Source organism: Janthinobacterium sp. LM6, assembly GCF_002002885.1.
Classification (GTDB): domain Bacteria; phylum Pseudomonadota; class Gammaproteobacteria; order Burkholderiales; family Burkholderiaceae_D; genus Janthinobacterium; species Janthinobacterium kumbetense.
Genome location: NZ_CP019510.1, coordinates 2,235,488 through 2,259,104, shown reverse-complemented (window position 1 = coordinate 2,259,104; position 23,617 = coordinate 2,235,488). Strand labels below are relative to the sequence as shown.

Sequence of the window (23,617 nt, the reverse complement as noted above, 5' to 3'; positions counted from 1 at the left end):
TCCCTTCGGGATCGGCATATGCCCCACTGAGGCATATGCCCCCGGCGGGTCTGACCCCAGCTTTTTGCCGCTGGCTCAGCAATCAGACGTAGTCTTTATACTTATCCAGATGACGGATCGGTTTGCTCAGCGCATCGCGGCGGAACGGGTCGCCCAGCTCGCGCGTGCACATGATCTCGATGATGGTCGTCTTGCCTTCATTCATTTGCATGTCGATCGCCTTTTTCAAGGCCGGACCCACGTCTTCCAGCTTGTCGACCGTGATGCCTTCGGCGCCCATGGCCCGCGCAATCTCGGCAAAGCTCTGGTTGTCGAGCTCGCCGGCGACGAAGCGGCGGTTGTAGAAATCCACCTGGTTTTTCTTTTCCGCGCCCCACTGGCGGTTGTGGAACACCACGGCCGTCACGGGAATGTTATGGCGCACGCAAGTCATCGTTTCCATCAGGCTCATGCCCCAGGCGCCGTCGCCCGCGTACGACACGGCCGGACGGTGCGGCGCGGCAACTTTCGCGCCGATAATCGTCGGAAACGCGTAGCCGCAGTTGCCAAAGCTCATTGCCGCAAAGAAGCTGCGCGGCTTCTCGAAGCGCAAATAACTGTTCGCCACCGAGTTGATGTTGCCGATGTCGGTCGACACCATCACGTCTTCCGGCATGGCTTTTTCCAGCTCGCGCAGCACCTGGCGCGGGTGCAGGTAGTTGCCCGGCTCTTTCTTTTGCTCTTCGATCATGTCCAGGCTGTACGCATCTTTTTCATGGGTCCAGTTCGTCAACTCCTCTTCCCACGCGGCCTTCTCGGCCTGCACGGTGGCATAGCGTGCGTCGCGCGTGGCGTCGCAATCGAGCTTCTTGCCGTCCAGGCGGGACAGGATGGCTTTGGCGGCCGCCTTGGCGTCGCCGCAGATGCCGACTGAAATCTTTTTCACCAGCCCCAGCATCTTGTTGTCCGCGTCGATCTGGATGATCTTCGCGTTCTTCGGCCAGTAATCCATGCCGTGCTGCGGCAGGGTGCCGAACGGGCCCAGGCGCGAGCCGAGGGCCACGACGACGTCGGCCTGGGCGATCAGTTTCATCGCCGCTTTCGAGCCTTGATAGCCGAGCGGGCCGCACCACAGCGGGTGGCTGGCAGGGAACGAGTCGTTATGCAGGTAGCTGTTCACCACCGGCGCGCCCAGGCGCTCGGCCAGGGCCTTGCACTCGTCAATCGCTTCGCCCATGACGACGCCGCCTCCCGAGATAATCACGGGGAACTTGGCCTTGGCCAGCAATTCGGCCGCATCGTTGAGGCTTTGTTCGCCGCCCGCGCCACGGTCCAGGCGGTTCGGTTTCGGGATTTCCGCCTTGATTTCGCCATAGAAATAGTCGCGCGGGATGTTCAATTGCGTCGGCCCCATTTCCGACATGGCGCGGTCAAAACAACGGCCCGTGAATTCCGCCATGCGGGCCGGATTCGTCACATGGCCTTGATATTTCGTAAATTCCTCGAACATCGGCAACTGGTTCGCTTCCTGGAAGCCGCCCAGGCCCATGCTCATCGTGCCCGTTTCCGGCGTGATGATGACGACCGGGGTATGCGCCCAGTAGGCGGCGGCAATGGCCGTGACGCAATTGCTGATGCCGGGGCCGTTCTGGCCGATGACCACGCCATGGCGGCCCGAGACGCGGGCATAGCCGTCGGCCATGTGGCCGGCGCCCTGCTCGTGCACGACGGGAATCAAACGGATGCCGGCGGGGGCGAAGATATCCATCGGGTCCATGAAGGCCGAGCCCATGATGCCGAACATGTCGGTCACGCCGTTGGCGGCCAGGGTTTCCACGAACGCTTCGGAAGGCGTCATCTTTTGCGGGCCGGTGGGGATGGCCGCTGCGGCGGCGGCTTTTTGCTCGGTCATGTCATTCATGGGTGTCTCCTGGTCTGTGGTGATGAAGTGCAGTAAATTATCAATTAATTTATCAAAAATCGGTATATTTTGTTCCGAAATTTGATATACAATTCAATTTAAGCGCTCGGCAATCAAAAGTCAAACAGAATTTCAAGGAAACGGTACAATTTGAGTTCGAAAATGAAATAAGCTGATGTAACACTCAGATACCCAACCGAGGCCACCATGGACATGATTTCATCCCCAAAACTTGAGCCGGAAAAACTGGAAGGCGACACGCCCACAATGCGTTTGTTTGCCTTGCTGGAAGTGATTGCCGAAAAAGACCAGTTGCTGTCGCTGCAAGCGCTGGTGGAAGAAACGGGCTTGCCGAAGCCCACCCTGCACCGCATGCTGCAACAGCTGGAAAGCGTGGGCGTGCTGCAGCGCGAAAGCGATGGCCGCCACTACAGCACGGGCGTGCGCCTGCGCCGGCTGGCGTCTAACCTATTGATTAACAACACTTTCCATGGCGCCCGCCGCATGGTCTTGCGCCAGCTGGTCGAGGAAGTGGGCGAAAGCTGCAACCTGACGGCTTTCAGCGGCAGCGAAGTGGTGTACCTGGACCGGGTGGAAACGGCGGCGCCGCTGCGCTTCTACCTGCATCCCGGTTCGCGGGTGCCGGCCCACTGCTCGTCCAGCGGCAAGCTGTTCCTGGCGCAAATGACGCCCGTGCAACGGCGCCGCCTGCTGGGCCACATGGAATTGACGCGCTTTACGGACAAGACGGAAACGGACCCCGCCAAGCTCGAGCGCGAACTGGAACTGGTGCGCCGCAACGGCTACGCGCTGGACGACGAGGAATTCCTGCCCGGCCTGCTGTGCGTGGCCGTGCTGGTGCCAAACCCGAACGGCCGCTCGAACCTGGCCGTGGCGATCCAGGCGCCCATCATCCGTTTGACGCACGACAAGGCTTTACATTTCTTGCCAGCATTGCAACGCGCCGCGCAAGCCCTGGCCGCCATCGAATCGGAAACCATGCCGACGACGGGCGGGGACGACGACGCATTGCAAACCGGTAATTCCGCAACTCACACATAACTGCCGTAGCACCCCCGCTGCGGCTTCACAGGAGAACAAGGTGCCAGATTCACGCCAACATCCCCCCGCCGCCGCAGCGCAAACCTTGCAGTCCGTGCGCAGCCTGTTCAACATCGACAGCGACCTGCTCGTGCCCGTCTTCACGGAACGCGACCCGCACGTGCCCGACATCGATCCCGCCTACCGCTTCAACAAGGACGTCACCCTGGCGATACTCGCCGGCTTCACGCACAACCGCCGCGTAATGGTGCAAGGCTTGCACGGCACGGGCAAGTCCACGCACATCGAGCAAGTGGCGGCGCGCCTGAACTGGCCCTGCGTGCGCGTCAACCTCGACGGCCACATCAGCCGCCTGGACCTGGTGGGCAAGGACGCCATCGTGCTGCGCGAACAGCAGCAGGTGACGGAATTCCAGGAAGGCATCGTGCCCTGGTCCTTGCAACGCCCCGTGGCCCTGATCTTCGATGAATACGACGCGGGCCGCCCCGACGTGATGTTCGTCATCCAGCGCATCCTCGAGCGCGACGGCAAGTTCACCCTGCTCGACCAGAACCGGGTCATCACGCCCCACCCCCACTTCCGTTTGTTCGCCACGTCGAACACGGTGGGCCTGGGCAACCTGAACGGCATGTACCACGGCACCCAAGTGCTCAATCACGCGCAGATCGACCGCTGGAACATTGTTGCCACCCTGAACTATTTGCCGCAGGCGGAAGAAGCCGAGATTGTGCTGGCCAGGGTCCCCGCCATGAACGACGAAGCGGGCCGCCGGCTGGCCAGCAGCATGGTGGCCGTGGCCAGCCTCACGCGCCACGGTTATGCGGCAGGCGACCTGGCGTGCCTGATGTCGCCGCGCACGGTGATTACCTGGGCGGAGAATTGCCAGATCTTCCGCGACCCGGCCCTCGCCTTCCGCCTGTCCTTCCTCAACAAATGCGACGAGGCCGAGCGGCCCATGGTGGCCGAGTACTACCAGCGCTGTTTCAATGAGGAATTGCTGGCGAGCCAGGCATGAGCGCCGAAGTCACTGCTCCCGCCGCCTACACGCGCGAACAGCAGGAAACGGATGAGCTGTGCGCGGGCGCCATCCGCGCGCTCAGCGGCTCCCCCTCGATACGCTACCGCGGACGGCGCCTGCACGACGGCCACCGCCCCCTGCCCATCCACGCGGCCCATCTGCAGCCCGATGCCGCGCTGCAGGATTTGCCGTCGCTGCGCGGGGCGGCCGACAGCGTGGCCCTGCGTTTGCTGCACACGGATGCGGCCCTGCACAAGTCATTGTGTCCGGTGGAGCCCGTGGCGCGCCTCGTCTTCGAACTGCTGGAACAGCTCAGGGTGGAAACGCTTGCGCCAGATCAACATGCGGGCGTGGCGCATAACCTGCGCCACCGTTTCACGGCCTGGTCGCACGCGTTTTACGATTCCGGCCTGGCCGAAGGCGCGTCGGGCTTGCTCTTGTATACAGTGTTCCAGATGTGCTGGTCGCGCCTGACGGCCCGGCCCGTGCTGGAAAAGACGGAAGATTTTATTGAAGCCACGCGCTGGTACGTGTCCTCGCAACTGAGCGGCGACCTGGCGGGCTTGCGCCGCCACCGCGCCGATCAGGCCGCCTTTGCGCGCCACGCGCTGGCCATCGCCCACGCCGTCGATGCCATGCTGCAAGAGGCGCAAGCGGCGCGCGACGGCAGCCAGGACGAGGCCGGCGACGCGAAAGCGCAGGCGGCGTTCAAGCTGCTGCTCGATTTCGACAGCGATAACGACAATATTCCAGACGCCGCGCCGCTGGGCGAGAGCCGCGCCTTCAGCGATGGCAAGGGCGCCTACAAGGCGTACTCCACGGCATATGACCGCGAAGACAAGGCAGGCGAGCTCGTGCGCCGCGCCCTGCTGCTCGAATACCGCGAACGCATGGATGCGTGCATCGCCAGCCTCGGCATCAACACGGCCCGCCTGGCGCGGCGCTTCACGCAATTGCTGGCCGTACCCGAGCGCGACGGCTGGTCGTTCGGCGAGGAAGAGGGTTATATCGACGGCCGCCGCCTGGCGCAGCTGATCAGCTCACCTTCCGAACGCAGGCTGTTTCGCAAGGAACAATTCCTGCCGCAAGCCGATTGCCTGGTCACCTTCCTCGTCGATTGCTCCGGCTCCATGAAGACGCATGCGGAATCCGTGGCCGTGCTGCTGGACATTCTGCTGCGCGCGCTGGACCAGGCCGGCATCGCCACGGAGTTGCTGGGCTTTACGACGGGCGCGTGGAACGGGGGCCGCGTCAAACGCGACTGGATGCGCGCCCGCTCGCCCGCCCATCCGGGCCGCTTGAACGAACTCGTGCACATGGTCTTCAAGGATGGCGGCACGAGCTGGCGCCGCGCGCGGCCCGACATCGCGGCCCTGCTGAAAGCGGACCTGTACCGCGAAGGCGTCGATGGCGAAGCCGTGGACTGGGCGTGTACGCGCATGCTGGCGCGGCCCGAGCGGCGGCGCATCCTGCTCGTCGTGTCAGATGGTTGCCCGATGGATACGGCCACGAATCTGGCCAACGACGAATTTTATCTGGCGCAACATTTAAAGCAAGTGATGGCGCGCCGCGAAGCACAGGGCGCCGTGGAAATTTGCGGGCTGGGCCTGGGCCTGGACCTGGGCGCCTACTACAGCCGCAGCCTGGCCACCACCCTGCCCGCCTCGCTGAACAATGAACTGTTCAGCGAGATCGCGCAGTTGCTGGGTGGCTTGAGGCGATAGGGCTTCAGGCCACTTCGTAGCGCACCGTGTGCGCCTCCATCGGCAGCGGGATTTCCCAGTTCCACAGCATCGCTTGCAGCTTCTTGTTGCTGAGCGAGGTGTCGCGCTGGCCGTTGCGCCTGAGTAATTCCTTGCGCGGCTGCTCCAGGTACACGAGCTCCACCTGCGCATGGTATTTATACAGCAGGTTGAGCGTCTTTTCACGCATCAGTTTGGACAGATGCGTGGCGTTCCACACGAACGGTTCGCCCTTGCGCAACAGCTCGCGCGCCCGCTCTTCCGCATAATCGCCCACCTGCCCCTCGTTCTTGCCGTGCTTCAAGCCCAAGGCCGTCCGCGCATCGTCAAACGACACGACGGGCAGGCGCGGATGGTGCTTGTCCACCCACGTATTCTTGCCCGACGCGGGCAAGCCCGACATCACGATCACGCGCGAACCCGGCTCCTGGAACAGCGAGTAATCGGGATGCGCCTCGGCGCCGCGAAAATATTTGACGCGCGTGTGATCGTCGACGAAGACCCTGCGCTGGCCATAGCAGCCTTCTTCGCGCGCCAGTTCGCGGAACAGCTCGATGGCGTCGAGGATACGCTGCGGGTCGGGGCAGATGCGGCCGCGGATATCGGCCTCGGCCAGCATGGCCAGCAGGCGGATATCGACTTGCCACGACAGTTCGCGCACGGTAAATTCCGGCGTCACGCCGCGCCGCGATTGTTCCAGCGCAAAGAACGGCACTTGATGCACGTTAATCAGGCGGCAGATTTCCTCGCGCACGGCAAACGGCACGTCATAGTCCCACAGGGCGATGCGCGCATCGAGCGCGCCCTTGCGCGAGTGGCCCGGTTGGCCGATGGCGCCCGTCACCGGGTCGATCACCGTGGTGCTGCACTTGGCCACGTCGTGCAGCAAGGCGGCCAGGAACACGATTTCCTGTTCCGCCCGCGTGGCTTGCTGATACTCAGGCATGGCCAGCAGGGACTCCACCACCATCATGGTATGCGTCCACACGTCGCCTTCCGCGTGGTAGACGGGGTTTTGCGGCGTCGTCTTGGCCAGTTCCAGCTGCGGAAAAGCCGCCAGGCAGGCGTTGATGTCGGGCGACCGGCCCGCTGGCGGCACCAGTTGTTGTAACTGTTTCCAGTTCATCTTGTACTCCTTGAAAATATTGCCAGTTCGTCCAGCGAATGGCAGGTGTGCAAGCCCAGGCTCTCCCACGTGACGAGCGGCTGCGGCGCGTACAGGTCGACGCCCTCGGCCAGCAGATTCGGGATCATGGGCCGCGTGCTGTGGTGCGAGCCGCTGTCGAGGATGGTTTGCGTAAAGTCATGCCGCACCAGCTTGTAGCGGGCCAGCACTTGCTCGTCGTCTTCCACTTTCAGGTACAAGCCTTCCGCGTGGTCGGACTTGTCCGTCTGCTTCCAGCACAGGTCCAGCGGCAGGCGCTCGCGCGCCACCACGCCTTCGAAAGCGTCGCGCCACAGGCGGGACTTGGCCAGCGAATGACGCAGCAGCTGCCACAGCTGCTTGGGCGAAGTCGGCATCAATCCTGCATACAGCACAGGGACGGACAGCACGGGCGAGCCGGCCAGCATGGCGTGGCGGCGCGCCGTCGACAAAAACATCTGCGTGCGGCGGCAATATACGTCGAACTCGTTGAAATAATGGGGCAAGCGGTCGTAAAACACGGAATGCTTGCTGTAAGACCATTCGCCAAACAGCACAAATTGGTCTTCCAGCAGGTGCAGCAAGGCGTGTTCATGCGCATGGGCCCACGGCTTCAACAGGTTGAACTGGCGTTCGCTGCCGCCGCCCGCCAGGTAGTGGCCGCGCGACTGCAGCAGCACCTCGCCCGCATCGCTGAACGACACGGCGGAGTTGGCGCCATCGATTTTTTCCTCGATGACGACGTACTGGCCGGCCAGCTTTTTCAGGGGCATCTGGTCGGAACCGTCGTCGCCATCCTGCAGGCGCGAGCCTTCCAGGTGCGGCGTGCGCGGGTATTTGAATAAGGGTAAAGATTGTAAAAACATAGCGTCCCACGCCGCGTTCACCGGGGCGTGTCCATACAGGGTCAGGGGTGCTGACGACGTGTTCGGGCGTGGACGATCAGGACGGTGGTCCTGGATACGTATGCGGAAAGAGCAGTGCCGCAGCAATCGGGGGCGTCAACGCGCCGAACGATGCTGCAAAGAGCATTTCGTCAGCGTTAGCAGGTGATGGCGAAGAAGCAAGGCACTTTTGGCTCCAATAAGGAAGAGGTTCGAGAAAGAACCGCGAATATAAAGGCTGTTTGATTATTTTGCAAGTGGCTCTTCCTATCGTGCGCATCCCTGGCTTTGCAAGCTGCGTAAAATTTGCTAAGCTGGCGGCACTTCCTGTCGCTGCTGCGTGGAAAACAAACATGGCCCTTGCAAAAGGGCCGTGCATTCGTTATTTCCGGAGCAGAATCGTGTTTCCCCTATCCAGATTACAAAAAGCCCTGCGCCGCCAGGGCATCGCCGTCGCCTATGCCGACGGCATTTATACACTCAGCAATCCGCACGCCCAGGCGTCCGTGCTGCTGCCCCACAACTTTCCCCTCGAGGAAAAAGCCGTGCGCCAGCTGATGGAGTTTGCCGCCGTCGCCGTGCCGGGCCAGGATGGCCATGTGTGCAAGGCGTGCGCCACGCCCGACTTCCATCCGGGCAGCATCGCGCCCGTCGGCAGCATCGTCGCCACCAGCCCCGACATGGTGATCCCCGCCATCCCCGGCACGGACATCGCCTGCGGCATGCGCCTGATCACGACGGGCTTGACCCTGGCCCAGTTCGAGGCGCGCAAGCCGCAACTGTTGAGCAAGCTCAAACACGTGTTGCTGGAAGACGGCCGCAACGTGCCGCTGCGCTCGAAGGCGTTTGCCGCCCTGTTCGACGTGGGACCGGAAGCGTTCATCGACAGCCTGCATGACGATGGCTTGTGGCCCCGCGTCGACAAGCAGCGTTTGCTGCGCGAGCTCGACGCTTGCATCGCCCTGCGCGAACTGGGCGGCGGCTTGCGCCATGCGCCCGAAGCGCTGGTCGGCACGCGCGAAGTGATACGCGACCCCAGCCTGGGCACGACGGGATCAGGCAACCATTTCGTGGAAATCCAGCTGGTCGATGCCGTCATGGACCGCCACGCCGCGTACCGGCACGGGCTGGTGCCCGGCGAAGTGGTCGTCATGATCCACAGCGGCAGCCGCGACGTGGGTTTTTTTGTCGGCAGCCGCTGGATGGACCGCGCCAGGGAGGCGTGGCCGAAAGGCGTGCGCCACCCGCAGTCGGGCCTGTACGGCTTGACGGGCGAACTGGCCGGCGAATACATGGACGCCATGGGCGTGGCCTCGCGCTACGCCTGGGTCAACCGCATGGTATTGGCCGAGCTGGTGCGCGACAGCCTGGCGCAGGTGTTTGCGCAGGATCAATCGCGGCTGGTGGTGGACGTGCCGCACAACGTCATCCTGCGCGAGCATGGCATGAACATCCACCGCAAGGGCGCCACGCCCGCGCGCGAGGGCGACCTGGCGCTGATCCCCGGCTCCATGGGCGACTATTCCTACGTGGCAACGGGGATGGGCAATCCCGACTGGCTATGGTCGTGCTCGCATGGCGCGGGGCGCAGCATCCGCAGGCAAGCCATGCGCGCCATCCGGCCCACGGTGGGCGGCGACGAGATGACCTTCCAGTGCGTGACGCTGCGCGAGGAACGCCGCGTCGAGGAAGCGCCGATGGCGTATAAAAAGATCGGCCCCGTCATCGCCGCGCAGGAGGAAGCGGGCTTGCTGCAGTCGGTGGCGCGCTTGAAACCTGTATTGACGTTCAAGGCCTAGCGCAGCAGTTGCGGCACGGCCGCCGCCATCAGCGACAGGCCGATGGCGGTCAGCACGGCAAACGCGATGCGGCGCATGCCGCGCTGGGCGATCGGCGGCGGGTAGCGCTTGCCTGCCATGGTGGCCAGCACGCCGACGGGCAGGGCCAGCATGCATAAAAGTAACACTTTCGCATCGAGTTGGCCCTGGCTGCCCGCCATCAGCGAACGCCCACCCGCGCTGATGGCGAACAAAAAGATCAGGCTGTAGCGGATGGTCTTTAAACTCATTTCCTGGCGGTAAAACTGATACACGAGCGGCGGTCCCGCCAGCGAAAACAGGCCCGAGAACAGGCCGCCGCACACGCCGCTGATGAAAAAGCTGCGTTTATCGGCCGCGCCCGGTCCCGGCGGCGCCTGCAGCAGGATGCTGACGCCGCCATACACGATGGCCGCGCCCAGCAACAGTTTCAGCATGGGCGCATACGCCTGGTCCAGATATCCCAATAACAACACGCCGGCCGCCATGGCCGGCAGCAAGCCGATGCTGGCCGCGCGGATGGCGCGCCAGTCCAGATGGTGCAGGGCGCCCGGCAAGGCCACGAGACAATTGGCCAGGGACAACAAACTGACGAGAGCCGCCAGCGCGGGCACGGGCGCCAAGCCGAGGCCGCTGGCCACGCCCATGACGATCATGCCCAGCCCGAAACCCGTGACGGTCTGGAAATACGTGCCCGCCGCCACTACGCCCAGCAGCGCCAGCACGGGCAGGCTGAACAACTCAGCGCCCACCCTGGGCCTGCACGGCCGTCACGGCAATCACGTTATACACGTCGTCGGCACAGCAGCCGCGCGACAAGTCGTTGGCGGGCTTGTTCAAGCCTTGCAGCAAAGGACCGATGGCGACGGCGCCGCCCATGCGCTCGGCCAGCTTGTAGCCGATATTGCCCGCATCGAGGTTCGGGAACACCAGCACATTCGCGCGGCCGTTGACGACGGAATCCTTGACTTTTCTCTGCGAAATCTCGGCCACGATGGCCGCGTCGAGCTGCACGTCGCCATCGATGGCCAGCAGCGGACGCTGGGCCTTGACCCGGTCCGTGGCCGCATGCACCTTGTCGACGGCCGCGTGGTGGGCGCTGCCGCTGGTGGAAAACGACAGCATGGCGACCCTCGGTTCTTCCATCAGCAAGGCTTGCGCGCTGTCGGCGGCGGCCATGGCGATGTCGGCCAGCTCCTCGGCCTTCGGGTCCACCACCAGGGCGCAGTCGGAAAAGATGAAACCGCCCTTCAGGCTGTGAAACGGTTCGCACAGCATCATCAGGAAAAAGCTCGACACCAGCTTGAAGGCAGGGTCGACGCCGATGATCTGGATGGCGCTGCGCACCACGTCGGCCGTCGTGTGCACGGCTCCCGCCACGCAGCCGTCGGCGTCGCCCAGGCGCACCATCAGGTTGGCGTAGCACAACGGGTCTTGCACGGCGATGCGCGCCTGCTCCACCGTCATGCCCTTGGCTTGACGCAGCACAAACAATTGCTGGGCATAGTGTTCCGACTCGTCGGACGTTGCCGGGTCGACCAAGCGCACGGCATCGAGATCCAGCCCGTGTTCATGCGCCAGGGCCAGGATGGCGGCCGGCTTGCCGACGAGGGTGATGTGCGCCAGGCCTTCGCTTGCCGCCCGCGCGGCCGCCTGCAGCACGCGCACGTCGTCGCCCTCGCACAAGACGATGTTTTTCGGCACGGTGCGGGCTTGCTCGATGATGCGGTGCAGGGCTTTCATGGCGACTCCAATTCGGTAAAAAAAAGTGCCGGAACCACGCAAGCATGAAGATGGTTCCGGCACATAAAACCCGGCGAGCCGGGGTCATACAAGGATCGGTCAGGGTGGTGTCGGATGCCGCCGGACTGGCGCCAAGTTCCGGGGTCAGACCCGGCGGGTCTGACCCCAGCTTTTTGCCGCTGGCTCAGCAATCAGACGTAGTCTTTATACTTATCCAGATGACGAATTGGTTTGCTCAGCGCATCGCGGCGGAACGGGTCGCCCAACTCGCGCGTGCACATGATTTCGATGATGGTGGTCTTGCCTTCATTCATCTGCATGTCGATCGCCTTTTTCAGGGCCGGGCCCACGTCTTCCAGCTTGTCGACCGTGATGCCTTCGGCGCCCATGGCCCGCGCAATCTCGGCAAAGCTCTGGTTGTCGAGCTCGCCGGCGACGAAGCGGCGGTTGTAGAAATCCACCTGGTTCTTCTTTTCCGCGCCCCACTGGCGGTTGTGGAACACCACGGCCGTCACGGGAATGTTGTGGCGCACGCAGGTCATCGTTTCCATCAGGCTCATGCCCCAGGCGCCGTCGCCCGCATACGACACGGCCGGACGGTGCGGCGCGGCAACTTTCGCGCCGATAATCGTCGGAAACGCGTAGCCGCAGTTGCCAAAGCTCATTGCCGCAAAGAAGCTGCGCGGCTTTTCGAAGCGCAAATAACTGTTCGCCACCGAGTTGATGTTGCCGATGTCGGTCGACACCATCACGTCTTCCGGCATGGCTTTTTCCAGCTCACGCAGCACCTGGCGCGGGTGCAGATAGTTGCCCGGCTCTTTCTTTTGCTCTTCGATCATGTCCAGGCTGTACGCATCCTTTTCGTGCGTCCAGTTGGTCAATTCCTCTTCCCACGCGGCCTTCTCGGCCTGCACGGTGGCATAGCGCGCGTCGCGCGTGGCGTCGCAATCGAGCGTCTTGCCATCCAGGCGGGACAGGATGGCTTTGGCGGCCGCCTTGGCGTCGCCGCAGATGCCCACCGAAATCTTTTTCACCAGGCCCAGCATCTTGTTGTCCGCGTCGATCTGGATGATCTTGGCGTTTTTCGGCCAGTAATCCATGCCGTGCTGCGGCAGGGTGCCGAACGGTCCCAGGCGCGAACCGAGGGCGACGACGACGTCGGCCTGGGCGATCAGTTTCATCGCCGCCTTGGAACCCTGGTAGCCGAGCGGACCGCACCACAGCGGGTGGCTGGCGGGGAACGAGTCGTTATGCAGATAGCTGTTGACGACGGGCGCGCCGAGGCGCTCGGCCAGGGCCTTGCATTCCTCGATCGCTTCGCCCATGACGACGCCGCCGCCCGAGATGATGACGGGGAACTTGGCCTTGGCCAGCAATTCGGCCGCATCGTTCAGGCTTTGTTCGCCGCCGGCGCCGCGGTCCAGGCGGTTCGGTTTCGGGATCTCGGCCTTGATTTCGCCATAGAAATAATCGCGCGGGATGTTCAATTGCGTCGGGCCCATTTCCGACATGGCGCGGTCGAAGCAGCGGCCCGTGAATTCCGCCATGCGAGCGGGATTGGTGACGTGACCTTGATATTTCGTAAATTCCTCGAACATGGGCAACTGGTTCGCTTCCTGGAAGCCGCCCAGGCCCATGCTCATCGTGCCCGTTTCCGGCGTGATGATGACGACCGGGGTGTGGGCCCAGTAGGCGGCGGCGATGGCCGTGACGCAATTGCTGATGCCGGGGCCGTTCTGGCCGATGACCACGCCATGGCGGCCCGAGACGCGGGCATAGCCGTCGGCCATGTGGCCGGCGCCCTGTTCGTGCACGACGGGAATCAAACGGATGCCGGCGGGCGCGAAGATATCCATCGGGTCCATGAAGGCCGAGCCCATGATGCCGAACATGTCGGTCACGCCGTTGGCGGCCAGGGTTTCCACGAACGCTTCGGAAGGCGTCATCTTTTGCGGGCCTACTGGAATGGCAGCGGCGGCGGCTTTTTGGTCGGACAAATCGGTCATGGCTCAGTCTCCTTACGGTTTTATGAAAAATCGGTATATTTTGTTCCGATATTTGAAATACGTATTCAATTTAACGGTTGCGAAATGCGCTGTCAATGAAATTTCATGAAAAATCGGACTGTTTCATTCCTGAATCCGGAATCCGTGACTTTGCCCCACTCCTGAAACAACAATGGCGGCTTATCCGCAACAGACAAGCCGCCATCCCTCGCTGCGCCGTCGTGCTTAGAACTTCAGGCGCATGCCGGCCGTGAAGGCGCTCGAGTTATGCCCAGGCAAGGGCACGCTGCCGCCGCTCGATGCATCGCCGACGAAGTTGGTGCCAGCGCCATCGTTGCTGATGCGGCCGTACGAGGTGTACAGATTCGTGCGCTTGGACAAGGCATACGTGTAGCCGATGGCCAGCTGGCGCCCGCCGCGGCGCGCATTCGTGCGGTCATCCTTGCGGATGTACGAAGCCATCACGCTGCCGGCCGCGCCCACGGGGGCCGAGGCGCCCAGCATGACGTTGCGGAAATCCGTGCCCGCATCATCCTTGTCCGTCTCATACGCGGCGTGCAGCTTGGCGGGACCGAAGTCGTAGGTGCCGCCCAGCAAGGTGACTTTCGCCGTGTTCAGCGGCGTGTCCTTGCGGTTGTCGTGGGCCAGGGTCAGCACGAGCGGGCCGTTGGCGTAATCGATGGAAAAGTCGATGGTGCGGCCCAGGGTGTTGCTGTCCGGCTTTTCGCCCAAACCATACATGATGGCGGCCGACAAACCGTTCACCTTCGGCGTCTCGTACATGATGGAATTTTTCGTGCGCAGGCTGGCCACGCTCATCAGGTTGATCGAGGCGCCCGTCATGCCCGTCTCGAAGGGGTCGATATTGTCCAGCGCGGTGAACAGCGGATTGTGCTGCAAGCCCAGGTTCACGGCGCCGAAGCCGCCCGACAGGCCCACGTAAGCCTTGCGCCCGAACAAGGCGCCCTGGCGGTTGGCGCCCGTATCCACGTCGAGGCCATTTTCCAGCAGGAAATTGGCTTTCAGATTGTTGCCCAGGTCTTCCGTGCCCTTGAAGCCGATGCGGCTGCCCGACTGCACGCCGGTGGCCAGCTTGGTGACGGAACCGTCCGCGCCGCCGTGTTCGGAGGTCAGGCCCGCGTCGAGCAAGCCGTACACGGTGACGGACGATTGGGCGCTGGCGTTGCCGGCGAAGAAGGAGGCCAGGATGGCTGCCGCTACGAGTGTGTGTTTCATGTCATCTCCAGGTATTGTGGTTTTTATAAACGCTTGAAACGATATCAACTACGGTGCTGCAAACTGCGGTCAATGCGGCCACTCAGGCGATCAGCCCGGCCATGGGTGACGAGGGCGAAGCGCTCATGACGCCCGCTCTCCGGGGCATGCGTCCGGCCAGATAGGCCTCGCGTCCGCCCTGCACTGCCAGTTTCATGGCGCGCGCCATGCGGATCGGCTCGCGCGCCGCCGCGATGGCGGTATTCATCAAAATGCCGTCGCAACCGAGTTCCATGGCGATGGCCGCGTCCGACGCCGTGCCCACGCCGGCGTCGACCAGCACGGGCACCTTGGCTTGCTCGATGATCAGCGACAGATTCCAAGGATTCAAAATGCCCATGCCCGAGCCGATCAGTGACGCCAGCGGCATGACGGCGATGCAGCCGATGTCTTCCAGCATGCGCGCCTGGATGGGGTCATCGCTGCAATACACCATCACCTGGAAGCCATCCTTCACCAGCTGCTCCGCCGCCTTCAAGGTTTCCGGCATGTTCGGGAACAGGGTCTTTTCGTCGCCCAGCACTTCCAGCTTGCACAACTGGTGGCCGCCCAGCAGCTCGCGCGCCAGTTGCAGGGTGTAGACGGCGTCGCGCGCGTTGTAGCAGCCGCCCGTGTTGGGCAAAATCGTGTATTTCGACGGCGGGATGAAGTCGAGCAAGTTCGGCTCGCCCTTTTCCTGGCCGATATTCACCCTGCGGATGGTCACGGTGACGATTTCGGCGCCGCTCTCCTCGATGGCCAGGCGCGTTTCCTCGAAATCCTTGTATTTACCGGTGCCCACCAGCAGGCGCGACCGGTACGTGGTGCCGGCCAGGGTCAGGCCGCCGGGGGTATGGCTGGGGGTGGCGTCGTCTCTCATCGTGGTGCTCTCCTAAGTTAAAGCTGGGGTCAGTCCTTCCGGGATCGGAATGTGCCCCATTGGGGCATATTCCCCCGGCGGGTCTGACCCCGGAACTCCTCTGCCGCAGACTGCGGTGCCAAGCGTTGCCCGCAAAACGCAAAATCGACGTCGGGCCGCCGTCCCGACACGAGGTCGGCGATCGCCCTGCCCGCGCCGCAGCCCATGGTCCAGCCCAGGGTGCCGTGGCCCGTATTGAGGAACAGCTGGCGGTAGCGCGTGGCGCCGATATACGGCACGTTCGACGGCGTCAGGGGGCGCAAGCCGGCCCAATAGAAGGGGGCGCCGTAATCGCAGGCGTGGGGAAACAGGGCCTGCACGCGGCGCGTGATGGCGGCGCAGCGCACGGGATTGAGTTCGCGCGTGTAGCCGTTCAGCTCGCACGTGCCCGCCACGCGCAGGCGCTCGCCCAGGCGCGAAAACACCAGCTTGTGGCCGTCGTCCGTCAGCGATACGCTCGGTGCACTGACGGGGTCGATGATCGGATACGTGGCGGAATAACCTTTGCCCGGATACAACATCAGGCGGATGCCCAGCGGCTGCAGCAGGGGTGCGGAAAAGCTGCCCATGGCCACCACCACGGCGTCCGCGTATTCCAGGCGGTGGCGGCCCTGCGCATCGATGCATTCCACGCCCGTGATGTGCTCGCCGTCCGCCAGCAGCCGCGTCACCGTGGTGCCGTACTGGAAATCCACGCCGGCAGCGGCGGCGCGGGCGGCCAGCGCCGTGGTAAACAAGTGCACGTCGCCAGACTCGTCGCTGGCCGTGAAGTCGCCGCCGACGATCTGCCGGCGGGCATGGGCCAGGGCCGGCTCCAGCCGTATCACTTCATCGGCGCTGACGGTGTTGCGCGGGCAGCCCAGTGCGCGCAGGAGCGCGGCGCCCGCTTGCGATTTGTCAAACTCCTGCTGGTCCGTATAAAAATGCAGAATGCCCCGCTCGAGGTGATCATAGGCAATGCCCGTCTCGCGCCGCAAGGCTTGCAGGCTCTGGCGGCTGTACTCGGCCAGGGCGACGATCTGGCGCATATTGCGCGCCACCCGCGATGGCAGGCATTCGCGCAGGTAATGCAGTGCCCACTGCCATTGCAGCGGATCGAGGCGGGGACGGAACAGCAGCGGCGCGTCGTCCTTGCCCAGCCAGCTCAGGACCTTGCGCAGGGTGGCGGGATTGGCCCACGGTTCCGCATGCGAGACGGAAATCTGTCCGCCGTTGGCAAAACTGGTTTCCTGCGCCGCGCCCGCCTGGCGCTCGAGCACGCGCACGTCGTGGCCCGCCTGGCGCAAGTACCAGGCCGATGCCGTGCCGACCACGCCGGCGCCGAGGACGAGGATTTTCATGGCGGGCCCCGTTCGCTCAGCGCGTCAGCAGGACGGCGATGGCAACGAAGGCGGCGATCCACACCGTTTCCATCACCAGCATGATCACGGGACGCCAGCCCAGCGAGGCCAGCGACTGGAACGAGGTTTTCACGCCCAGCGCGGCAATGGCGATGACGAGGCAGGCGCGCGAGGCATTGTTGATCCAGCCATTCACTTCCTGCGGGATCAGGCCCAGGCTGTTGGTAATGACGAGCCAGACAAAGCCGATCAGGAAGAAGGGCACGAGCGGCGGCGCATCGACTTCGCTCTTGCCGTCCTTGCGCTTGAACATGATCGACAGGCCCAGCACGACGGGCACGAGGCACGCCACGCGCGTCAGTTTCACGAAGGTGGCGACGTCGCCCGTATGGTTGCTGACCAGATAGCCGGCGCCCACCACTTGCGCCACGTCATGAATCGTGCCGCCGATGAACACACCCGCTTCCGTCGGGTCAAAGCCCAGCAGCTTGACCAGCAGCGGGTAGACGATCATGGCCAGGGTCGACAGCGACGTCACGCCCACCACCGTCAGCAAGGTGAACTTTTCGTTTTCCTTGGTTTGCGGCAACACGGCCGAGATGGCCAGCGCGGCCGAGGCGCCGCAGATGGCCACGGAGCCGCCCGACAGAATGCCTTCCGTGATCGGGCGTTTCAGCCATTTGGCCAGCAGGTAGCCAAAGCCCAAAGTCGCCACCAGGCCGCCGACGACGATCAGCAGGGGCGTCACGCCCACGGAAGCGATCTGGTTGAAGGTGATGCGCGCACCCAGCAGGGCCACGCCCGTGCGCAATAAAATCTTGCTGCAAAACTCGATGCCGGGCTTGCAGGTGGGGTCGGACGCGAGGAAGTGGAAGGCCAGGCCGAAGAACAGCGCGTACAGCAACTGGGGGCCGCCGTAATTGCTGGAAATAAAGGTGGCCGACAGGGCGATCACCAGCGCGATGGCCACGCCGGGCCAGCTGCGCAGCACGGCGCGGGGGCGCCAGATGGCGACGGCGGAAGACAGGTAGGGGATGTTCTTGTCGACAACGCGTGTTATCGCTGAGGAGTTGGTTTTCATGCGGGTCCGCTCATAATGTTTTAAAAATTGGGACATTTCATCTCGTTTTTTAATAATACACGATGAGCTAGCGAAGTCCATGCTTTTCCATGAAAATCGAAACCATATGTTCCGGAAACTGACGTTTTTTACTTCCCCCCCGTAAACGACGAGCGGCGCGGCCCTTCGCAGGGACGCGCCGCCGTTGCTGGTGCTTGAAAGATTACTTTTTGTTCAGGCGGGTGATCAGGCTGGACGTGTCGTAACGGTTGCCGCCCGCCTGCTGCACTTCGCCATAAAACTGGTCCGTCAAGGTCGTCACGGGCAAGTCGCTGCCGTTGCGTTTCGCTTCGGCCAGGCAGATGCCCAGGTCCTTGCGCATCAGGTCGACGGCGAAACCGAAGTCGAACTTGCGCTCGATCATGGTCTTGCCCCGGTTTTCCAGCTGCCACGACTGCGCCGCACCCTTGGAAATCACGTCGACGACGAGGGCCGCATCGAGGCCCGCGTTTTCCGCAAAGGCGATGCCTTCGCTCAAGGCTTGCACGAGGCCCGCGATGCAGATCTGGTTGACCATTTTCGTGAGCTGGCCGGAACCGGAAGCGCCCATATAGGTGACGGCGCGCGAGAACAGCGCGATGACGGGCTCGGCCCGTGCATACGCCTGCGCGTCGCCGCCCGCCATCACGGTCAGCTTGCCGTTTTCCGCACCGGCCTGGCCGCCGGACACGGGCGCGTCGAGGAAGAACACGCCCTGCTCTTGCGCCGCCGCATGGATGGTGCGCGCCGCTTCGGCCGAGGCCGTCGTATGGTCGATCAGGATGCTGCCCGGCGCCATGGCGGACAGCAAGCCGCCCTCTTCGAGGATGACTTGATACAGATCATTATCGTTGCCAATGCACGTAAACACGAACTCGGCGCCGGCAGCGGCGGCGGCCGGCGAGGCGGCGCTGCTGCCCTTGTGCTGCTCCAGCCAGGCGGCCGCGCGGGCCGGATTGCGGTTGTACACGGTGACGTCGTGCCCGCCCGCCGCCAGGTGACCTGCCATGGGGAAACCCATGACGCCCAAACCGATGAATGCCACTTTTGCCATTTTGTCCGTCCTGTCGATGTGTGAATCCGATTATTGTTGCACAAACAGTCGCCGCCGGCAGCATCAAGGCGCGGGAGCGCGCCGGTAATACAGGTCGAACTCTTCCTCGCCATCCGCCACGAAGCCATGACGCACATAGAAGCGGTTCGCCTCGCTGCCGCGCAAGGCGCCCACGCGCACGCTCTTGCGGGCCGCATCGGCCTCGGCAAACACGCGCGCCAGCACGGCCGCGCCCATGCCTTGCCGCTGGCATTCCGGCGCCAGGTAGAGGTGGTCGAGCAGCAAATAATCCGCTTGCGGGCGCAACACGTAGAAGCCGGCCAGCGCGCCGCCATGGCGCAACTGCCAGGTGCAATCGGGGTCATAGGTGGCAAGGAAACGCTGGCGCGCGCGCTGCGGATCATAGCGGCCGATGCGCTCCAGGCTTTCGCGCATGGCGGCCACGCGCAGGCTGGCCAGCGCCTCGCCATCGGCGATGCTGGCAGGCAAGAAGGTCAGCATGGCGTCACAGCACTGCGCGCAGCGCCGCCATCAGGGCTGCGCATTCGGCCGGGTTGCCGATGCTGATGCGCAAATACTGGCTGATGCGCGGCGCATTGAAATGGCGCACGATCACGGAGCGGACGCGCAAGCCGGCGGCCAGTTGCGCCGCGTCATGCTGCGGGTGGCGGGCAAAGACGAAGTTGGCCACGGACGGCAGCACCTCGAAGCCCAGCGTCGCCAGGTCCGCCGTCAACTGTTCGCGGCTGGCGATCACGGCCTGGCGCGTCTGCTGGAAATACGCTTCGTCGTGCAGCGACGCGACGGCGCCGGCCAGCGCCAGGCGGTCCAGCGGATACGAATTGAAACTGTTCTTCACCCGTTCCAGCGCCTCGATCAGGTCCGCATGCCCGAAGGCGCAACCGACGCGCAAGCCGGCCAGCGAGCGCGACTTCGAAAACGTCTGTACCACCAGCAAGTTCGGATAGCGGCCGACCAGGGCCGCGGCGCTCTCGCCGCCGAAATCCACGTACGCTTCATCGACCACCACCACGGCATCGGGATGGTCGCGCAGCATGGTTTCCACGCCGGCCAGTGGCAAGTCGACGCCTGTCGGCGCGTTGGGATTAGGGAAGATGATGGCGCCGCACGCCCCCTGGTAGTCTTCCGGGCGGATGCGCATGGACTCGTCGAGCGCTACCGTGCGGTAATCGATGCCGTACAGCTTGCAATACACGGGGTAGAAGCTGTAGCTGATGTCCGGGAACAGCAACGGCGCATCGTGCTTGAGCAAGGCCATGAAGGCCAGCGCCAGCACTTCGTCGGAACCGTTGCCGACGAACACTTGCGCGCTGCTCAAGCCGTGGTAGTCGGCCAGGGTTTGCTTCAGTTCGCTGGCGGACGGGTCAGGATACAGGCGCAGGCTGTCGTCGGCCGCTTCGCGCAGCGCGGCCAGCACCTGGGGCGACGGGCCGTAGGGGTTTTCGTTGGTGTTGAGTTTGACCAGGCCGGGCAGTTTCGGCTGCTCGCCGGGGATGTAGGGGGTCAGCTCGCTGACGATGTTGCTCCAGAATCGGCTCATTGCTTTTATTGGTGGGGTCGGGATGGGAGGGGGTAGATTAACATAGGCTGAGCGGGGTCAAGGTGGGGTGCATCGGCAAGGGGTAGCGTAGACAGCAGCGGCATCGGCCCCAGACTGTAGAGGACGTGGCATGAACAGCATGCACAAGCTGAGCGATACGCGGGTGCGGCATGACGCGCTCACGCAACAGGCGCGCCAGCGCAAGATCGATGCGTGGCTGCAGGTCGCAGCCAGTCTCAGCGAGCAGATCACCGTCGAATTGCAGACTGCCACGGAGCAGCTACAGGGCGAAGGAATGGCCGACTTGCAGCGCGTGACGGCACTGGCACAACGCCTGGTAAACAATAGCAAAGCCATGCGCGATACCCTCGGGACACTGTTTGACAGCGGTGAAAAAAGCGAGGAGCATGCAGTGACAAGCACGGAGGATTGCGCCATGGACGAGCAAGTCAACACACTGGGAAAAGACATGGCCGGTGTGAAACTGGACGTTGCTGATTTGAAGGTTGATGTGGCTGGCATCAAGGTGGATGTGGCTGGTCTGAAAACGGATGTGGCGGACCTGAAAACGGATGTGGCTGGCCTCAAAGTGGATGTGGCAGACCTGAAAACGGATGTCGCTGGTCTCAAGGTGGATGTGACAGACCTTAAAGTGGATGTCGCCGGCCTGAAAACGGATGTCACTGTCCTCAAGACGGATGTCAGTAGCTTGAAACTGGACTTGGCGGTGGTGCGCTCCAATTACGCGACCAGGTCCGATGTGGCTGAGGCGAAGTCGACTGTCATCCTGTCTTGCGTGGGGACGATGATTGCGCTGTCGAGTGTGGCGTTTGCGGTGGCGCGGCTGGTGCACTAGCTTGTGTTACGTTAGTGGGGCGCTGGCTTTCAAGGCCTGAATGGAGGAAAAAACGCCTTGCGCTGCGCGCTTTGGGCGTTTTTTCTACCTGCGTTGATGTGTCGCAAGCTTTTTGGCGTTCCCAATAAAAAAAGCCCCCTTGCGGGAGCTTCTCTTATGTATTCTGGCGGAGAGGGTGGGATTCGAACCCACGGTACGATTTAACGTACGCTTGATTTCGAGTCAAGTACATTCGACCACTCTGCCACCTCTCCGTTTACTGCGGTCTATTCGTTCAAACTGGCATGCCTGTTTGAATGAGGCGCTATTTTAGCATGGGTGTTGTTGGGTTGGGTAGGGGTTTTATTGGCGATTTGCAACTGCGGGCTGGCAAACCAAAACCTGTATGGGCGATTCGGGGAGCCCCGCGCGAATACGCGCTCGTCTTCGAACCTGCCGCCTTGGCGCACGCGTAAAACCAATTTGGCACCAATTTGGCGATTCGGAGAGCCCCGCGCAAGTATGCGCGGGGCTTCGAATCCCACGCGTACGCCCCGCAGGGGGCGTACTCCTTTCCGCCGCCACAAATAAAAAAAGCTCCCTTGCGGGAGCTTTCTCTATTTGTTCTGGCGGAGAGGGTGGGATTCGAACCCACGGTACGATTTAACGTACGCTTGATTTCGAGTCAAGTACATTCGACCACTCTGCCACCTCTCCATTCGCTGCGGTCTTTCCCCGCATTGCTGCGAGAAGGCAAGATTATAGCAGCCGCTTGAAAAAATGGAAGGACTATTTTGCGCCTTCCATTCACCGGCTCTCTGAATCCTTTAGGCTTTCAGATGCGTCAAGCCGCCCATGTACGGGCGCAGCACTGGCGGGATCTCGACGCTGCCGTCCGCTTGCTGGTAGTTTTCCAGCACGGCGACCAGGGTGCGGCCCACTGCCAGGCCGGAGCCGTTCAGGGTGTGCGCCAGTTCCGGCTTGCCGGCCGCGTTGCGGAAACGCGCCTGCATGCGGCGAGCCTGGAAGGCTTCGCAGTTCGACAGGGACGAAATCTCGCGGTAGGTGTTTTGCGCCGGCAGCCATACTTCCAGGTCGAAGGTCTTGGTGGCGCCGAAACCCATGTCGCCCGTGCACAGCGACATCACGCGGTATGGCAGGCCCAGGCGTTGCAAAATGCTTTCCGCATGGCCGACCATTTCATCGAGCACCTGGTACGAGGTGTCCGGGTGCACCACTTGCACCATTTCCACCTTGTCGAACTGGTGCTGGCGGATCATGCCGCGCGTGTCGCGGCCGTAGCTGCCCGCTTCCGAGCGGAAGCATGGCGTGTGGGCCGTCATTTTCAGGGGCAGTTGATCAAGCGCAAGGATTTCATCGCGGGCGATGTTGGTCAGCGACACTTCCGACGTCGGTATCAGGTAGAAGGTCTCGCCCTCGCCTTCCGCGCCGCCTTTTTTCACCGAGAACAGATCGGCTTCGAATTTCGGCAGCTGGCCCGTGCCGCGCAGGGAATCGGCGTTGACCATGTACGGGGTATAGCATTCCGTGTAGCCGTGCTCGTCCACGTGCGTATTCAGCATGAATTGCGCCAGCGCGCGGTGCAGGCGGGCGATGCCGCCCTTCATGACGGAGAAGCGCGAACCGGTCAGCTTGGTGGCCACTTCGAAATCGAGGCCCAGCGGGCCGCCCACGTCGACGTGATCCTTGACCTCGAAATCGAAGGTGCGTGGCGTGCCGACCTTGCGCACTTCCACGTTGCCCGACTCGTCCGTGCCCAGGGGCGACGATTCATGCGGCAAGTTCGGCACGGCCATGATGAAATCGCTCAGCTTGGCTTGCACCAGGGTCAGGGCCGCTTCATCGGCTTTCAGCTCATCGCCCAGGCCGGCCACTTGCGCCATCACGGCCGAGGTGTCTTCCCCCTTGCCTTTCAACATGCCGATTTGCTTGGACAGCGCATTGCGCTTGCCCTGCAGTTCCTCGGTGCGCGTCTGGATCGCCTTGCGTTCGGCTTCGAGGGCGGTAAAGCCTGCCACGTCGAGCTGGAATTTGCGCGTCGCCAGGCGTTCTGCGACGGTGGCGATGTCTTTACGGAGAAGTTGGATATCTATCATGGGTGGATGGCGGTGCCGATGTATCGAAAGCACTCATTGTACCAAGACCCAGTTCACTTCGATGAGTTTTGCGCAAGGTCAACCATCGTCATGGCAGCCTGGCCGGGCACTCGCGCCCGCTT

The 23,617-nt window shown here is 63.0% G+C and carries 19 protein-coding genes and 2 tRNA genes; 5 read left to right on the top strand and 16 right to left on the bottom strand.

The features are described 5' to 3' along the window. Positions 1-82: 82 nt before the first annotated feature. Positions 83-1,891 carry a sulfoacetaldehyde acetyltransferase gene (gene xsc, locus BZG29_RS10085; RefSeq protein WP_077409044.1) on the bottom strand — a complete coding sequence of 603 codons (1,809 nt, stop codon included), beginning with the start codon at positions 1,889-1,891 and terminating at the stop codon, positions 83-85. Positions 1,892-2,107: 216 nt separating this feature from the next. On the opposite strand from xsc (BZG29_RS10085), the gene BZG29_RS10080 reads away from it, so the two are divergent. Genes BZG29_RS10080 through BZG29_RS10070 form a run of 3 tightly spaced genes read left to right on the top strand, consistent with a single transcriptional unit; the run spans position 2,108 to position 5,704 of the window. Then, a complete protein-coding gene (locus BZG29_RS10080) occupies positions 2,108-2,962 on the top strand; it encodes an IclR family transcriptional regulator (RefSeq protein ID WP_077401863.1) in 855 nt (284 codons plus the stop codon). A 40-nt stretch (positions 2,963-3,002) separates the two neighbouring features. After that, positions 3,003-3,977, top strand: a complete 975-nt coding sequence (locus BZG29_RS10075) for an AAA family ATPase (RefSeq protein WP_077401861.1) — start codon at positions 3,003-3,005, stop codon at positions 3,975-3,977. Next, positions 3,974-5,704, top strand: a complete 1,731-nt coding sequence (locus BZG29_RS10070; RefSeq protein ID WP_077401858.1) for a cobalt chelatase — start codon at positions 3,974-3,976, stop codon at positions 5,702-5,704. Before BZG29_RS10075 ends, BZG29_RS10070 begins: the two co-directional genes overlap by 4 nt. 4 nt (positions 5,705-5,708) lie before the next feature. Here the strand turns inward: BZG29_RS10070 and BZG29_RS10065 are convergent, their stop codons facing one another. Next, positions 5,709-6,848 (bottom strand): AAA family ATPase, encoded by a 1,140-nt coding sequence (locus BZG29_RS10065; RefSeq protein WP_077401855.1) that lies wholly within the window; start codon positions 6,846-6,848, stop codon positions 5,709-5,711. Beyond that, the gene (locus BZG29_RS10060) at positions 6,845-7,732 is read right to left on the bottom strand and encodes an RNA ligase family protein (RefSeq protein ID WP_077401852.1); all 888 of its coding nucleotides are present in this window, start codon (positions 7,730-7,732) and stop codon (positions 6,845-6,847) included. The genes BZG29_RS10065 and BZG29_RS10060 overlap by 4 nt, the downstream gene beginning before the upstream one ends. Before the next feature lie 419 nt (positions 7,733-8,151). Between BZG29_RS10060 and BZG29_RS10055 the strand changes: the two genes are divergently transcribed. Next, the gene (locus BZG29_RS10055) at positions 8,152-9,549 is read left to right on the top strand and encodes an RtcB family protein (protein ID WP_171984970.1); all 1,398 of its coding nucleotides are present in this window, start codon (positions 8,152-8,154) and stop codon (positions 9,547-9,549) included. Here the strand turns inward: BZG29_RS10055 and BZG29_RS10050 are convergent. The 10 genes from BZG29_RS10050 to hisC form a co-directional block, all read right to left on the bottom strand. Continuing rightward, on the bottom strand, positions 9,546-10,307 hold the full coding sequence (locus tag BZG29_RS10050) for a sulfite exporter TauE/SafE family protein (protein ID WP_253192845.1): 762 nt from the start codon (positions 10,305-10,307) through the stop codon (positions 9,546-9,548). The two genes, BZG29_RS10055 and BZG29_RS10050, sit on opposite strands and share 4 nt — an antisense overlap. A gap of 1 nt (position 10,308) precedes the next feature. Next, positions 10,309-11,310 (bottom strand): phosphate acetyltransferase, encoded by a 1,002-nt coding sequence (pta, locus tag BZG29_RS10045; protein ID WP_077401843.1) that lies wholly within the window; start codon positions 11,308-11,310, stop codon positions 10,309-10,311. Positions 11,311-11,501: 191 nt separating this feature from the next. Then, positions 11,502-13,316, bottom strand: a complete 1,815-nt coding sequence (gene xsc / locus BZG29_RS10040; RefSeq protein ID WP_171984969.1) for a sulfoacetaldehyde acetyltransferase — start codon at positions 13,314-13,316, stop codon at positions 11,502-11,504. A gap of 225 nt (positions 13,317-13,541) precedes the next feature. Further along, positions 13,542-14,552, bottom strand: a complete 1,011-nt coding sequence (locus tag BZG29_RS10035) for a porin (protein WP_077401840.1) — start codon at positions 14,550-14,552, stop codon at positions 13,542-13,544. 82 nt (positions 14,553-14,634) lie between these two features. Next, complete coding sequence (locus tag BZG29_RS10030; protein ID WP_077401837.1) at positions 14,635-15,450, bottom strand: thiazole synthase; 816 nt, start codon at positions 15,448-15,450, stop codon at positions 14,635-14,637. A gap of 29 nt (positions 15,451-15,479) precedes the next feature. Further along, complete coding sequence (locus BZG29_RS10025; RefSeq protein ID WP_077401833.1) at positions 15,480-16,829, bottom strand: D-amino acid dehydrogenase; 1,350 nt, start codon at positions 16,827-16,829, stop codon at positions 15,480-15,482. Positions 16,830-16,845: 16 nt separating this feature from the next. Then, positions 16,846-17,910 (bottom strand): YeiH family protein, encoded by a 1,065-nt coding sequence (locus BZG29_RS10020; protein WP_077401830.1) that lies wholly within the window; start codon positions 17,908-17,910, stop codon positions 16,846-16,848. Between the two features lie 202 nt (positions 17,911-18,112). After that, entirely contained in the window at positions 18,113-18,982 is an 870-nt protein-coding gene (locus BZG29_RS10015; RefSeq protein ID WP_077401827.1) for an NAD(P)-dependent oxidoreductase, read from the bottom strand. A gap of 63 nt (positions 18,983-19,045) precedes the next feature. Next, positions 19,046-19,483 (bottom strand): GNAT family N-acetyltransferase, encoded by a 438-nt coding sequence (locus BZG29_RS10010; RefSeq protein WP_077401824.1) that lies wholly within the window; start codon positions 19,481-19,483, stop codon positions 19,046-19,048. Positions 19,484-19,487: 4 nt separating this feature from the next. After that, positions 19,488-20,543 (bottom strand): histidinol-phosphate transaminase, encoded by a 1,056-nt coding sequence (gene hisC, locus BZG29_RS10005; protein ID WP_077401821.1) that lies wholly within the window; start codon positions 20,541-20,543, stop codon positions 19,488-19,490. 130 nt (positions 20,544-20,673) lie between these two features. On the opposite strand from hisC, the gene BZG29_RS10000 reads away from it, so the two are divergent. Further along, positions 20,674-21,399, top strand: a complete 726-nt coding sequence (locus BZG29_RS10000; RefSeq protein ID WP_150130848.1) for a hypothetical protein — start codon at positions 20,674-20,676, stop codon at positions 21,397-21,399. A 164-nt stretch (positions 21,400-21,563) separates the two neighbouring features. Here the strand turns inward: BZG29_RS10000 and BZG29_RS09995 are convergent. The 3 genes from BZG29_RS09995 to serS form a co-directional block, all read right to left on the bottom strand. Beyond that, positions 21,564-21,653 (bottom strand) — tRNA-Ser (locus tag BZG29_RS09995). A 352-nt stretch (positions 21,654-22,005) separates the two neighbouring features. After that, positions 22,006-22,095, bottom strand: a tRNA-Ser gene (locus BZG29_RS09990). 110 nt (positions 22,096-22,205) lie between these two features. Further along, complete coding sequence (gene serS / locus BZG29_RS09985) at positions 22,206-23,495, bottom strand: serine--tRNA ligase (RefSeq protein WP_077401815.1); 1,290 nt, start codon at positions 23,493-23,495, stop codon at positions 22,206-22,208. Between the last annotated feature and the right edge of the window lie 122 nt (positions 23,496-23,617).